Below are 14,262 nucleotides of genomic sequence, written 5' to 3'. Positions count from 1 at the left end.
CGAGTGAGAAACGTTGTGCGCCCTGGCGCGCAACGTTCGGGTCTGGCGTAGTCGTGAACTACACGAGTTTCGACAACGTGTCCTGCGTCGTCTCGACAACCATCAAGCCGGCCCGCAAACCGGGCTTGACGGTCGCGTTCGGAAACACGAGCCGTTCCTCGTCGTGCTGCACGACATACTGATATTCGCCGTCGCGCGCGAGCACGGTGCCTTTCGCGAACGGCGTGAAATTCGCGACATCGGCCGCGACCAGCAATTCGAACGCGTCGCTTTGCTTGGTGATCTGATCGATCACCGTGAACGCGCGCGGCAGGTCCGCACGAACCTCGCCGCGCATGCCGGCCAGCAAGTGGCGCACTGCATGATCGGCACCGGCGAAACGCGTCAGATCGTTTTGACCGAACGGACGCACCTTGCCGAGCTCCAGCGTGCACGCTTCGGCGCCGCATGCCTGCGCGGTGAAATGCGAATACGTATTGCCCTTCGTGGTGTGCAACAGCACCGCGCTGATACGCGCCTCGCCGAGCCATTCGAACATCGCGCGCGAAAACGGCTTGCCGGTATGCGGCAGCAACGCGAACTGTTCAAAGGCGGATGCGCGGATCGCCGTGTGCATGTCGATATGCCAGCGCGCGCCCGGCTCGCTCGATGCTGCCGCGAAGAATTGCACCGCCGCCTGTTCGAGCGCGGCGGCACGCGGTGCTTCGTAACTCTGCGGCACTTGCAGATGACGGCCGCTGAAGAGGCGGTTCAGATCGTCGTCGCGATAACGGCACGCGTCGCGCATGGCGTCGACGTTGCCGAGAATCACCAGCAGGCGGCAGGTCAGCGCGGCCGTACCTCGTGCGATGTCGCGCACCAGAAAACCCAGCAGTTCAATCGGCGCGGTCTCGTCGCCGTGCACGCCGGCGGAGACGAGCACGCTGCGCACGCCCTCTTCCTGCGCCGCGGGCTCCATCGACAGCACGCCGTCGTCCAGCCACGACCAGCGCACGCCGCCGGCACACGTACCCTGTGTTTCCTTCGCGGCCGGCCGCGTGCCCGCCAGTGTATAAGCCAGAAAATCGTCGAGCATCGGCAGCGGCATACCGCGCTCAGCGCTGGAAGTCATACAGCGAACCCAAACCGAGAATCTGCGTCAGTTCGTCGAGCGCGGTGCGCGATTCGGCGAGCAATTGCGGATCGGTCAGATCGGCCGGCGCAAGACGGTCACGATAATGTTTTTCGATCCACGTATCCAGTCGGCCGAACAAGGTGTCGTCAATCCACACGCCTTGCGTCACCGCCGCGCGCTCCGCGTCGTCGAGGACGACACGCAGACGCAGACACGCCGGGCCGCCGCCGTTCTTCATGCTTTCGCGCAGATCGAACACCAGCACGTCGTCGATCGGGCCCGCATGCGATGCCAGATCGTCGAGGTACGCCGCTACGCGCGGATTCTCGCGGCACTCCTGCGGCACCACCAGCACCTGCTTGCCGTCCGGGCGCGTCAGCAGCTGGCTGTTGAACAGATACGAGGTGACGGCATCGGCCACGCTCACCTGCGCGTCCGGCACTTCGATCACGTTGAAGTCCGTTTTCAGGCCGGTGAGCTTCGAGCGCAATTCGTCGTACACCGCATTCTGTTCGACGAACGCCAGTTGATGACAGAACAGCGTACTGCGATTGCCGACCGCGATCACGTCGTTATGGAACACGCCCGCGTCGATCACGTCGGGGTTCTGCTGCGCGTACACCGTGGCCCCTTCGGCAAGGCCATGACGATGCGCGACCGCGCGGCTCGCCTCGAAGGTTTGACGCGCCGGGAAGCGCTTCGGCTCCGGCCCGCGACGATACTCGCTGCGGCCGTACACGAAGAATTCGACGCCACGTGCCGCATAGTCCGCGCAGAAGCGCGTGTGATTCGCCGCGCCCTCATCGCCGAGCGCGGGCGTGCCGGGCAGCGCCTCGTGCACCACGAAGCGGTCGGCGTCGTTGAAAATCGCGCGCAGCGTCCGGCGCGTCGACTCGTGTTCGATCGCGCGATGCAGCTTGCTGCACAGATTCGCCGGCGTGAAATGCACTCGGCCGTCGTGCGTATCCGCGGATGGGCTCACGGTCGCCGCATTCGCGGTCCACATCGCCGAAGCCGAACTCGCGGCGGCCAGCAACTCGGGCGCGTCTCTCGCCACACGCGCGATTACGGTGGCGTCGTCGCCGGAGAAACCGAGTTCGCGCAACAGACGCATCGAAGGACGCTCCTGCGGCGGCAACACGCCCTGATGAAAGCCGAGATCGGCCAATTGCTTCATCTTGCGCAGGCCCTGGCGCGCCGCCGCCTTCGGATTCGCAATCGACTTATCGTTGTTCTGCGACGCGACGTTGCCGAACGAGAGCCCCGCGTAGTTGTGGGTCGGGCCGACCAGGCCGTCGAAATTGGCTTCAGTGGCTTGCATCGTCGATCCTTAGAATTGAAGGCCCGGCGAGACGCTCGCGGGCATTTGCAGTTGCGCGCTTTCGACGGACGCCATCGGGAACGCGCAGTAGTCGGCGGCGTAATACGCGCTCGGCCGGTGATTGCCCGAGCGGCCCGGCCCGCCGAACGGCGCGCCAGACGATGCGCCATTGGTCGGCCGGTTCCAGTTGACGATGCCGGCGCGGATGGTGCGCTGGAAGTGCGTCCAGAGCGCTTCGTCGTCGGCGAGCAGGCCGGCGGAGAGGCCGAACTCGGTGTCGTTGGCTTGTTCCAGCGCTTCGTTGAAGCTGCCGTAGCGGATGATTTGCGCGAGAGGACCGAAGTGTTCCTCGTCCGGCAGATTCTTGACATTCGTCACATCGAGGATCGCGGGCGTGACAAATCCGAGTTTCGGATCGCGCTGCTCCATCTTGAGCAAAGCCTTGGCGCCGTCGGCCAGCAGTCGTTCTTGCGCGGCGACAAGTCGCGACGCAGCACGCGCCGAAATCACGGCGCCCATGAACGGCTGCGGATCGGCGTTGTATTCGCCGACGGTGATGCGCGACGTGACTTCAGTGAAGCGTTCCATGAAACGATCGCCTTGGGCGTCGTTCGGCACGAAAATTCGGCGCGCGCACGTGCAACGCTGCCCCGCCGACAGAAACGCCGACTGGATCGTGTGATGCACGGCGGCATCGACATCGGCCACCGGTCCGATCACGAGCGGATTGTTGCCGCCCATTTCCAGCGCCAGCACGATTTCCGGGCGGCCGCCGAATTGCTTGTGCAACAATGTTCCGGTATCCGAACTACCCGTGAAGAACAGCCCGTCGATCTGCCGGTGATTCGCCAGCGCAATGCCGGTGTCCTTCTCGCCTTGCACGAGGTTCAGCACGCCCGAAGGCAAACCGGCATCGCGCCAGATCTGCACGGTGAGCGCGGCGACACCAGGCGCGAGTTCCGACGGCTTGAAAACGACCGCATTGCCCGCGATCAGCGCCGGAACGATATGCCCGTTCGGCAAATGCCCTGGAAAGTTGTACGGCCCAAACACGGCCACCACACCATGCGGACGATGCCGCAGCACGGCAGTGCCGTCCGCCATCGCCGAACGCTTTTCGCCGGTGCGCTCGTTATAAGCCTGAATCGAGATCTCGACCTTGGCCGCCATGGATGCCGCTTCAGTGCGCGCTTCCCACAACGGCTTGCCGGTTTCGCGGCCGATCGCTTCGGCCAGCGCTTCCTTGCGTTCGGTCACGAGCGCGGCGAAGCGGCGCACCACGCCGCAACGCTCGTCGAGGCTCAACGCCGACCACGCGGCGAAGGCGCGGCGCGCGCCGCGCACCGCACGGTCGACGTCGTTCGCCGAGGCGCTGTTGCCTTCCCATACCGCCGCGCCCGTGCCCGGGTTGTGCGACGCGAATGCGGGTCCTGTGCCGGCGGCCCATTCGCCGTCGATGAAAAGCTCGCTCATGATCATCCCTGTTTGTGTTTCTGCGGCAGCACGCGTACGAGTTCGCCTGCCTTGACGTCGAGTGCCGCGGCTTCAGTCGCGCTCAGGCGGAACACGCCGTCCTGCGGCACGCCCGCTACCACGCCGACCCGAAAATCGCCCAGCGAGGTATTCGACACCATCGATTTCTGCCCATCCTGCGGCGCGGCCGTGGCGCTGATCTCAACCGGCACCACTACGCTCTCGCGCACCGTGCGCAAGTCGGCGATATGGCATTCGAGCACCGGACCCGCGTCGAAGATATCGACGTGGTTCTCGTAGCGCAGCCCTTCCGCTTCCAGCATGCGGCGCGCCGGAATCGTGTCGTTATGCGTGAGGCCGACGCATTGCTGCGCCTCTTCCGGCAACAACTCGACATACACCGGATAGCGCGGCATCAACTCGGCGAGGAACGCCTTGCGGCCATGCGAACTTAAATAGTCCGCCGCGTTGAAATCGATCTGGTAGAAATGCGAGCCGACCGCGCGCCAGAACGGTGAAGTGCCTTCCGCATCGAAATGGCCGCGCAATTCCGCGCACAGACGCTGCGGAAATCGCTCGCGAAACTGCGCGAGAAACATGAAGCGCGAGCGCGACAGCAAGCCGCCCACGCCGCTCGTGCGATAACGCGGGCTGAGGAACAGCGAGCACACTTCGGCATAACCCGTCAGGTCATGCGAGATGTTCAGCGCGCGCATGCGCGTCCAGATGCCGAGGTCCTGGCTCGCGTGCACCACGGTGCTCACGCGATAGTTGTAGAACGGCTGTTGCAGACCCACCGCGGTTTCGATGCCGCACACGCCGGCGACGTCGCCCGTGTCGGTGTCTTCCATCACGAAGAAGTAGCCGGCTTCATGCGGCTCGGCCTTGTCTTCCATCGTGCGGCGCGCGCGTTCCACGCGTGCCGCGAGTGCGTCGCGGTCCGGCTTGAAGGTGGTCAGACCCGGGCCGGTTTCCTGCGCGAGCCGCATGAGCGCGTCCACATCGCCTCGTTGCACAACGCGAACGACAATCATTGTGCCTCTCCCGATTGTTCATCCTGATGCGGCTGGTGCAGCGGCACGCAGCGCACCGTATCGCCTTCTTCGACGCCGAGCGCCGCTCGCGCCCCGTGCGGCAACGACGCGCCGGCTTCTTTACCCGCCGCCAATTCGCCGAGCACACAGCGGAACTCGCCATCGGCGCCGTTATGTGCGATCAGATACGTCGAACCGTCGGCAGACGCATTGTTCTCGTGCACCACACGCGTTTCGTTGCGCGTCACGCAAGCGCTGCGATCCACCTGCGCGGTCAACACCGGACCCGCGTCGAAAATGTCGATATAGCGATCCGTCTCGAAGCCTTCTTCAAGGTGGATGTCATACGCAAGCAAAGCCTTCGAATCCGGCTCGCCGAGCACGCGCTGCGCCGCCTCGGGCAGCAACGGCACATAGATGGGATATGTGGGCATCACTTCGGCGATGAACGTGCGGCTGCGGCCGCCCGATTCGATCTCGATGTCCGCAAAATTGCGGCCGAAGAACTTGCGCCCCACCGCTTCCCAGAACGGCGATACGCCGTTCTCGTCGGTGACGCCGAGCAGCAGCGAAAACACCTCGGGCGTGAAGCGCTTGCGATTCGCGGCGATGTACATCATTCGAGCGCGCGACATGAGATGCGCGGCGGCATCGCCACGCAGCGACGGATCGATGTAATAGCCGGCAAGTCGACTCTTGCCGGTCAACTCATGCGACATGGTCAGCGCGTGAATCTTGCGGTTCACATGCAGCTCTCGCGATGCATGAATCAGCGCGTCGTTGCGAAACGCGTAGAACGGGTCCGAATAACCGGCCGCGGCGACGATGCTCGCCGTGCCCATCAGCTTGCCGCTCTCCGAGTCTTCGAGCACGAACAGATAGAACTCCTCGCCCGGAAAATCGACTTCCGCGCGAAACGAGTCTTCCGACAACGCGACGCGCGCTTCGAGCGCACGCCGGTCGTGCGGCAGGGAGTGCAGCACCGGCTGCGCGGTGCGCGCCATATGTTCGAGCGCGTCGAGATCGGCGAGACGGCCTGGGCGTACGAAGAGCATCATCGTTCCTGTTGAATGTGACGCATGATCAATGCCGCGGATCAGTTCGACGCCGCTTCGGCCTTCGCGCCGACAATGCTTTCGATGGCCTTGGCGAGTCGCTCGAAGCCTTCGTTCATGTCGTCGAGCGGCATGATCAGCGAGGGCACGAAACGCAGCACGTCAGGACCGGCCATCAGCATGATCACGCCGTGCTGGCCTGCTGCCGTGACGAAATCTTTCGCGCGGCCCTTGAATGCGTCGGTCAATTCCGCACCGATCAACAGACCCCGGCCGCGCACTTCCGTGAACAGACCGAAGCGTTCGTTGAGCTTCGCGAGGTGGCCTTTCAGCGCTTCGCTGCGCGCGCGCACGCCTTCCAGCAGCTTCGGGTCGCTGACCAGCTCGACCACCTTCTCAGCGATCGCCGCGCCCAACGGATTGCCGCCATACGTCGTGCCGTGCACGCCGACCTTGAAATACGCGGCCAGTTCATTGGTGGTCAGCATCGCGCCGATCGGGAAACCGTTGCCCAGCGCTTTCGCGGTGGTGAGGATGTCCGGCGTCACGCCGGTTTCCTCGTACGCGTAGAAATAGCCGCTGCGGCCCACACCCGTTTGTACCTCGTCAAAAATCAGCAGTGCGCCGTGCTGATCGCAGGCTTCGCGCAGCGCCTTCAGGAACGCCGGATCCGCCGGGATCACGCCGCCTTCGCCCTGAATCGGCTCGACGATCACCGCGCAGGTTTGCGCGCTGATGGCCTTCTTCGCTGCTTCGATGTCGTTGTACGGCAGATGCGTGATGCCGGCCGGCACCGGGCCGAAACCTTCCGAATACTTCGGCTGCCCGCCGACGCTGACCGTGAAGAACGTGCGGCCATGGAACGACTGCGTGAACGAGATGATTTCGTATTTATCCGCGCCGTGGCGGTCGAACGCGACGCGGCGCGCCAGCTTCAACGCGGCCTCGTTCGCTTCCGCGCCCGAGTTGGCGAAGAACGCGCGGTCGGCGAACGTCAGGTCTTCGAGGCGTTTGGCGAGGCGCAGCACCGGCTCGTTGGTGTAACCATTGCCGATATGCCACAGCTTGCCGCCCTGCTCGTGCAGCACGTTCAGCAACTCAGGATGCGCATGGCCCAGAGCGGTGACGGCAATGCCGCCGGCGAAGTCGATATAGTCGCGGCCTTGCGTATCCCAGACGCGTGAGCCGAGACCGCGATCCGGTACGAAGGCGGCGGGCGAAAACACCGGCACCATGACTTCGTCGAAGGTCTGGCGTGTCACTGTCAGGTCGTTCATGGCAAATCCTCGTTACAGGTGAGAGGTAATACAGGTAGTGTAGGAAACCGCAGGCGATACGTCTTGCGCATACGCGACGCTTTCTATGAGGTTCCACGCGAATCGGCCGGGGTTGGGCCCGGGCCGCGCGCTCGTTCGCGTCAATCCGCCTGATCCGGCCGCTCGATCAGCGCGCCGGGCCGCGGCTCGCTGGCCGCGGCGCCGCTTGCGCCGGTCTGCTTGTCGATCCAGTTACGACGATCCTCGCGCGGTGTGACACCAAAGCGTTCGCGGTACGCATTCGAAAAGTGCGCCGCCGACGAAAAACCGCAAGCCAGACTGATCTGCACCACGGACTTGCTGGTGCGCTGCAATTGCGTGCGCGCTTTCGAAAGCCGCAGTCCCAGATAGTATTTGGACGGCATCGAGCCGAGATACTGGCGAAACAGCCGCTCCAACTGACGCCGCGATACACCGACGAGGCCCGCGATCTCATCCGTGGTGAGCGGGTCTTCGATATTCGCTTCCATCAGCAGCAGCGCGTCGTTCAGGCGCGGATGACGCTCGCCCGGCGCGGTCACGAACGGAATGCGCTGACGCTCCTCGCCCGCGCGCAACACGCCTACGCCGAGCGTGTCCGCAATCCGATCCGCAAGTTCGGGGCCGTGCTCGCGGCCGATCATCGCCAGCATGAAGTCGACGGTCGCCTGGCCGCCCGCGCAGGTCGCGCGATCGCGGTCGATTTCGAAGATCTGCTGCGTGACGATGGAGCGCTCGAACTGCTCCGAGAACTGCTGATAGGTTTCCCAGTTGACGCTCACGCGATAGCCGGACAACTGCCCTGCCATGGCGAGCCACCAGACGCCGTGATGAATGCCGGTGACGAGCGGCGTGCGCTGCCCGACGCGTGAGAGGCTGGCGAGAAAGAGGCGATAGTCGGCGAATTGCTGAAAGCGCTCGCTGACGATGATCAGCCAGTCGCACGAGATCGCGTCGCCAAAGGCTGCGTCGGCGGGCCACTGCGCGCCGCCCGACAACGGCACCGCGCGGCCGTCCCACGAGCACACCTGCACGCGGTACAGCGCGCGGCCGTCGATTTCATTGGCGAGATTGAGCGCGTCGACAATCGGCCCGACGCCCGACATCGACACGGGCGGCAAGGCGACGATGGCGACCTGCGTGGTGCGAGCCGGGCTGGACGTGCGAGCCATCGAGTGAATCCGCGCGAGCCGCGCGTTACTTCAGGCTGCCGGACAGGAACTGCTTGAGCCGTTCGCTGCGCGGCGCGCTGAGCACTTCAGCGGGCAGGCCTTCTTCTTCGGTGCGGCCTTGATGCAGGAACATCACATGGTTCGACACGTTGCGCGCAAAACCCATTTCGTGCGTGACGACGATCATGGTGCGGCCTTCTTCGGCGAGCTTCTGCATGACCTTCAGCACTTCGCCGACCAGTTCGGGATCGAGCGCGGAAGTCGGCTCGTCGAACAGCATCACGTCGGGGTCCATGGCGAGCGCGCGGGCAATCGCCACACGCTGCTGCTGTCCGCCCGACAGATGCGACGGATACTGCTTTTCGAGGCGCGGCGCGAGACCCACCTTCTCGAGATATTCGCGCGCGCGGTCTTCGGCTTCCTTGCGCTTCAGACCCAGCACATGAATCGGCGCTTCGACGATGTTCTCGAGCACATTCATGTGCGCCCACAAGTTGAAGTGCTGGAACACCATGGCAAGCTTCGTGCGGATGCGCTGCAACTGCTTGTGATCGGCGACTTCGAGATTGCCGGCGCGATCGGCTTTCGTCTTCACCATCTCGCCGTCGACGACGATCTGCCCGGCGTTCGGCCGTTCGAGGAAATTGATGCAGCGCAAGAAGGTGCTCTTGCCCGACCCGCTCGCGCCGATGATGCTGATCACGTCGCCCTTGTTCGCATTGAGCGACACGCCTTTGAGCACTTCGTTGTCGCCGTAGCGCTTGTGGATGTCCTGTACGGCGAGCTTGCAAGCTTCGGTTTGAGTCGTGTGGAGCAAGATGCTCTCCCTTTGAAAATACGGATCAATCTACGTGACAGCGCGAGAATAACGCGCCGCCCACTGCAAACACGGCGCGTTTCAATGCGTGCGCACCGCCAGGTAACCCAGCCAATGACGCTCGGCGCGACGGAACAACGCCACCAGCGCGAACGACACCACAAGGTAAATCAGCGCCGCGAGGCCGAACGCATCGAACGACTGGTACGTGGCCGAGTTCGCGTCGCGCGCCACCTTCAGAATGTCCGGCACCGTGGCCGTAAAGGCGACCGTGGTGGCGTGCAGCATCAGGATCACTTCGTTACTGTACAACGGCAAGGCCCGGCGCAGCGCGGACGGTATCACAATGCGCCGGTACATCGTGAACCAGCTCATGCCGTAGGCGCGCGCCGCTTCCACTTCACCGTGCGAGGTCGAGCGGATCGCGCCGGCGAAAATCTCGGTGGTGTACGCGCAGGTGTTTAGTGCGAAGGCGAGAATCGCGCAGTGAAAACCGCTGCGGAAAAACGCGTCCAGCACCTGATGCGAGCGCACGAATTCGAGGCTGTACATGCCGGTATAGATCAGCAGCAACTGCACGTACAGCGGCGTGCCGCGAAACACGTAAGTGTAGAGACGCACCGGCGTAGAGAGCCAGCGCTTCTTCGACACGCGCGCCACCGCCAGCGGAATCGCCGCACAGAAGCCCATCCCGACCGACGCCACCAGCAGCCACAGCGTGACCGCGAGGCCGGACATGCGCTGACCGTCCCAGTACAGGAACGCGCGCCAGAATTGATTGAGGATGTCGATCATGGTCTCAGAGCTCCGCGTGCCGCACGCCGATCGAATAGCGCTTTTCCAGCCAGATCAGCACGAGATTCGACGCGGTGGTGATCGCCAGATAGATCAACGCGGCGACCAGGATGAAGAAGAACATGTTGAAGGTGCTTTTGCCGGCGTCCTGCGCGGCTTTGACCACGTCGGCGAGACCGATGATCGATACCAGCGCCGTTGCCTTCACCAGCACCTGCCAGTTGTTGCCGATGCCCGGCAGCGCGAAACGCATCATCTGCGGGAACAGGATGCGCGTGAACACGCGCGCGCCGCTCATGCCGTACGCGCTGCCCGCTTCGAGCTGGCCGCGCGGCACCGCCAGAAACGCGCCGCGAAAGGTCTCGGTGAAGTACGCGCCGTAGATGAAGCCGAGCGTCAGCACGCCGGCCACGAACGGATCGATATCGAACTGCGGCAGATTCAGCGCGTCGGTGAGATTGTTGACCGCGATCTGGATGCTGTAGAACAGCAGCAGCATCAGCACGAGGTCGGGCACCGAGCGGATCAGCGTCGTATAGCCGGTCGCAATTGCCCGCAGCGGGCGGTTGAACGAGAGTTTCGCCGCCGCGCCCGCGAGGCCGAGCAGCACGGCGGCCGCCAGCGACAGGACGGACAGCTCGATCGTCTGGATCGTGCCGGCCAGCAACACCGGACCAAAGCCGTATAGGAACACGCGTGTCTCCATCCAGGTTGTTTGAGGATGTACCGGATGGTGTCGGCTTGTGTCTGCCCCACTCGTCCAGCATGGCGCGGAGTCTCGCAAGCGAAAATTAATTTCTCAAAGGCGCGCGCAGGCTTTGTTGCGATGCAACAAGACGTGCTTTGGCGCGTCGCGCGGCGTGCAGGGCTTGGTTTTGCGGGGAATTGGCGTTTGTCGGGCGGGAAGCGCGCGGCGAGCGCCGCCGCGATTTAGCAAGTTTCGGGTCGCTTTTTCGATAGACGCTAATCGATCCCCAGCCTTGCGCGGATCGCCGGCAGCATATGTTCCACCGCCGCGCGCCCTTCCTCGATGGCCGGCGCCGCACGGTGAAAGTCGAAAATCCCCATGCCGCCCAGGCGCGGCTGAATCAGGATATCCGCCGGCTCGCCCGCGAGGCGGCTGCGCGTAATCCGCACCTGCATGATGTCGATGCTCTGCGCAATCGAACTCAGCATGGACGGCACGCGTGCGCTCGGCGCGGGCGGCACGCGCACGTCGTCGGTGGTGCGTGCGTCGGCGGGCGCGAGCCACTTCGGCCAGGGCTTGCCGTTGCGGCGCAGCGCGAGCGGCGGCGGCGCCGTCGGATCGATGGCGGGCGTGTCGACCACCGCGCCGCCGAAATCGCGGCCATTCAGAATGTCGTTGTTCAGATCGACAGCGATCACGCAGTCCGCGCGCATGCCGCGCGCCACCGAAACCGGCACCGGGTTGCTCAAGCCGCCGTCCACCAGCCAGACGCCGTTGTGCCACACCGGCGTAAAAATCCCAGGGATCGCAATCGAGGCGCGCACCGCGTCGACCACGCTGCCGTCCTGCAACCAGCTCTCGCGGCCCGAATCGAGTTCGGTGGCGACGGCCGCGAACGGCATGTTAAGTTGCGCGATCGAACGGCCATTGAATTTGTCGGCGAAAAGCTGGATCACTTTGCGCCCGCCGAGCAGGCCGCCCGAGAGCCGCAGATCGAGCAGGCGCACCACCGTCTGCCACGTGAGCCGCGAGACCCACTCCTCGAGCCAGTCGAGATCGCCGTTCGCGTACACCGCACCCACCAGCGCGCCGATCGACGTGCCGCAGATCACATCGGGCTTGATGCCCGCATCGTGCAGCGCGCGAATCGCACCGATATGCGCCCAGCCGCGCGCGGCGCCGCCCCCTAACACCAGCCCGATCCGGCTGTATCGACGTCGACGAATCATCTTCTTCCCCGCTTCTGTCTTTTACCTTCCATCACCTTCTATCGCCCACGGATCACGTCCGAGCGCGAGGTCGTGTACACCTTCTGAAACTGGTCGAAATGCACGTTGAAGATACCCTCTTCGGTCACGCCGCCTTCGCGCCACTTCCAGCTCCACACGGTTTCCGGTTTGAGCGGAAACACCGCGACCTGACCGGGCTTGCCGAGCAACCGGCGCACTTCGTCCTCGCTCATGCCCATGCGGATCTTCGCGAAGTTGGCCGCCGTGAGCACCTGGGTGATCGCCTGCAATTTGCCGTCACGATCGATATCGACCATGTACGTATTCAGGCCCTGCGGGCCGCGTGGATATTCGAAGCGTTTGGAACCGTCGGTGAAGGTGCGCTCGGTTTCCGGCTTGCCCCACTGGTCGCGGATCTGCGCTTCGGTCGTGACGCCCGGCGTCATGTCCTTGAGCAGCAACGCATCCGGTTTGACGGCGTTGAAGAATTCCTTGAGTTTTTGCACGGCGCGGTCGCTCGATTGGTCGTCGCAACCGGCCAACGCGACGCACGCGGCCAGCATGGCGACAGTCAGCAGTTTGAGGCTCACAGCGATTTCTTCCTGTACGGACGCGGGCCGTGAAGGCCGCATCCCGTTGTGTAGTGTCTGCTACAGGATAACCGCGCACGAGCAAAACCGCGAGCGGGCGCGGCAAGGCGGTGTGCGCAGTCGTACACGATGGCTGAGGCAAGAGGCGGCGATGGCGGGAGCTCACGTGGCGAAGCACGTTGAAAACTGTCGCCACAAGCAAAAAGCCGACGCTGTGCAAAGCGTCGCCGGGTCGGTCGATACGGTCAACCGGAAAGTGGAAGCGGCCGTCTCGGCCACTGAAAACGAAGCACCGCGGACGACGCGCAGCGGTCTGGTTCCGCACGAAGCGGTGAGCAACCTTGGCTGCTCACCTTGCGCCATCGCCGGAATGGCAAACCGCTGCTTGATTGGCCGCCCTGGTCCCTCGATAAGCCTTCCAAGTGCAGTTAATCTAAACGGATTGGCGGGTTTAGACGAGAGCGCGTTTACACCGAATCGGCAGATGATTTGCGTTGGGTGGCGAGGTTGTCGGCGCCTTGCGACGAGACGTTTCAGGCGCGTCGCAAGGCGCCGCGTCAAGGCAACGGGAAACTGCGGTCGAAGCTCGGACGCACGTCCAGATGCGCGCGGATCACGTTGGCGGCTTCATACGTATCCGCCGTGCGCTGCTGGGCGGCCACGACGCTGTCGTCGATCGCCACCGGATGCACCTGGCCGCGCTGATAAACAGTCTTCAGCACATCGGTCGGCAGGCCCGTGACGCGCGACTGCATCGTCGCGACTTCGTCCGGATGCGAGAGCGCCCATCGCTGGCCGATCGCCACGCGCCGCAGGAAGTCGGCGAGTTGCGCGCGCTTGTCGGTGATCGCGCGTTCAGTCGCGACCTGATAGCTGAGCCCTTCCGAGAGGCCGACTCCGTTGGCGATGACGCGATCGTGATCGCGCGCTTCGCCGAGCGCGGTGTACGGATCCCACACCGACCATGCATCGACGCTGCCCGAGGCGAGCGCCGCTTTTGCATCGGCGGGCGCGAGGAATACGAAGGTGACGTCGCTGAGCGGCACGTTGGCCTTTTTCAATGCGGCGAGCGCGAGGTAGTGGCCGATCGAGCCGCGCGTCGTGGCGATACGTTTGCCCTTCAGACTCGCCGCGTCGTTGAGCGGCGACTGCGCGCCGACGACGATCGCCAGATCCAGCGGATTCGAGCGCGTCGCCGCAACCGCCCTCACCCGCGCGCCGGCGGCCAGCGCGAAGACGAGCGGCGCATCGCCGAGACCGCCGACGTCGACCGCGCCCGCATTCAATGCTTCGCCGAGCGGTTGCGCCGCCGGGAAGTTGAACCATTCGATCTTGTACGGCAGGTCCTTCAACTGGCCGGACGCTTCGAGAATGCCGCGCGTTTGCAAGGATTGGTCCCCGACCTTGAGAACCGGCACATCGGCTCCGTATGAAGGCGCGGCGCACAGCACGGCCGACGCCGCGAGCGCGGCGACGCCAGGCGCTGTGGACAATGCGCGTTTCAGAACAGATCGGATTGCGAAAGAAAAACGGGAGGTTGTCATGGGCAGCGCGTACGTCGTGGCAACGAGTGGATTTGGCATCGACGATAAGGCAGGCCTTTGTATAAGACAAACGCATTATTCTGCTAAGCAAATATGCGAAATTTTCTTGCGCGACCCGACGCGATCACGCGCCGG

13 protein-coding genes are annotated in these 14,262 nt (G+C 64.0%); all 13 read right to left on the bottom strand.

Annotated features, from left to right (window positions below; translation table 11 throughout):
- Positions 1-58: 58 nt before the first annotated feature.
- Complete coding sequence (astE, locus tag PQR54_RS19370) at positions 59-1,111, bottom strand: succinylglutamate desuccinylase (protein WP_408248452.1); 1,053 nt, start codon at positions 1,109-1,111, stop codon at positions 59-61.
- On the bottom strand, positions 1,095-2,435 hold the full coding sequence (astB, locus tag PQR54_RS19365; protein ID WP_408248450.1) for an N-succinylarginine dihydrolase: 1,341 nt from the start codon (positions 2,433-2,435) through the stop codon (positions 1,095-1,097). The genes astE and astB overlap by 17 nt, the downstream gene beginning before the upstream one ends.
- Before the next feature lie 9 nt (positions 2,436-2,444).
- Complete coding sequence (gene astD, locus PQR54_RS19360) at positions 2,445-3,908, bottom strand: succinylglutamate-semialdehyde dehydrogenase (RefSeq protein ID WP_408248448.1); 1,464 nt, start codon at positions 3,906-3,908, stop codon at positions 2,445-2,447.
- A gap of 2 nt (positions 3,909-3,910) precedes the next feature.
- Complete coding sequence (gene astA / locus PQR54_RS19355; RefSeq protein WP_408248446.1) at positions 3,911-4,942, bottom strand: arginine N-succinyltransferase; 1,032 nt, start codon at positions 4,940-4,942, stop codon at positions 3,911-3,913.
- A complete protein-coding gene (aruF, locus tag PQR54_RS19350; RefSeq protein WP_408248683.1) occupies positions 4,939-5,997 on the bottom strand; it encodes an arginine/ornithine succinyltransferase subunit alpha in 1,059 nt (352 codons plus the stop codon). The genes astA and aruF overlap by 4 nt, the downstream gene beginning before the upstream one ends.
- Before the next feature lie 41 nt (positions 5,998-6,038).
- Entirely contained in the window at positions 6,039-7,274 is a 1,236-nt protein-coding gene (locus PQR54_RS19345; protein WP_408248444.1) for an aspartate aminotransferase family protein, read from the bottom strand.
- Between the two features lie 140 nt (positions 7,275-7,414).
- Complete coding sequence (locus tag PQR54_RS19340) at positions 7,415-8,464, bottom strand: GlxA family transcriptional regulator (RefSeq protein WP_408248442.1); 1,050 nt, start codon at positions 8,462-8,464, stop codon at positions 7,415-7,417.
- Positions 8,465-8,489: 25 nt separating this feature from the next.
- Positions 8,490-9,281 carry an ABC transporter ATP-binding protein gene (locus PQR54_RS19335; RefSeq protein WP_408248440.1) on the bottom strand — a complete coding sequence of 264 codons (792 nt, stop codon included), beginning with the start codon at positions 9,279-9,281 and terminating at the stop codon, positions 8,490-8,492.
- An 81-nt stretch (positions 9,282-9,362) separates the two neighbouring features.
- On the bottom strand, positions 9,363-10,076 hold the full coding sequence (locus tag PQR54_RS19330; protein WP_408248438.1) for an ABC transporter permease: 714 nt from the start codon (positions 10,074-10,076) through the stop codon (positions 9,363-9,365).
- 4 nt (positions 10,077-10,080) lie between these two features.
- Positions 10,081-10,770 (bottom strand): ABC transporter permease, encoded by a 690-nt coding sequence (locus PQR54_RS19325; RefSeq protein ID WP_012432581.1) that lies wholly within the window; start codon positions 10,768-10,770, stop codon positions 10,081-10,083.
- Positions 10,771-11,039: 269 nt separating this feature from the next.
- Complete coding sequence (locus PQR54_RS19320; protein ID WP_408248436.1) at positions 11,040-11,993, bottom strand: patatin-like phospholipase family protein; 954 nt, start codon at positions 11,991-11,993, stop codon at positions 11,040-11,042.
- 38 nt (positions 11,994-12,031) lie between these two features.
- Complete coding sequence (locus PQR54_RS19315; protein WP_408248434.1) at positions 12,032-12,583, bottom strand: hypothetical protein; 552 nt, start codon at positions 12,581-12,583, stop codon at positions 12,032-12,034.
- Positions 12,584-13,140: 557 nt separating this feature from the next.
- A complete protein-coding gene (locus PQR54_RS19310; protein ID WP_408248432.1) occupies positions 13,141-14,127 on the bottom strand; it encodes an ABC transporter substrate-binding protein in 987 nt (328 codons plus the stop codon).
- Positions 14,128-14,262 lie beyond the last annotated feature (135 nt).

Origin of the sequence: Paraburkholderia phytofirmans (assembly GCF_046028095.1) — a bacterium.
In the GTDB taxonomy this organism is placed as follows: domain Bacteria; phylum Pseudomonadota; class Gammaproteobacteria; order Burkholderiales; family Burkholderiaceae; genus Paraburkholderia; species Paraburkholderia phytofirmans_A.
This window is presented reverse-complemented; position numbering and strand designations above follow the sequence as displayed.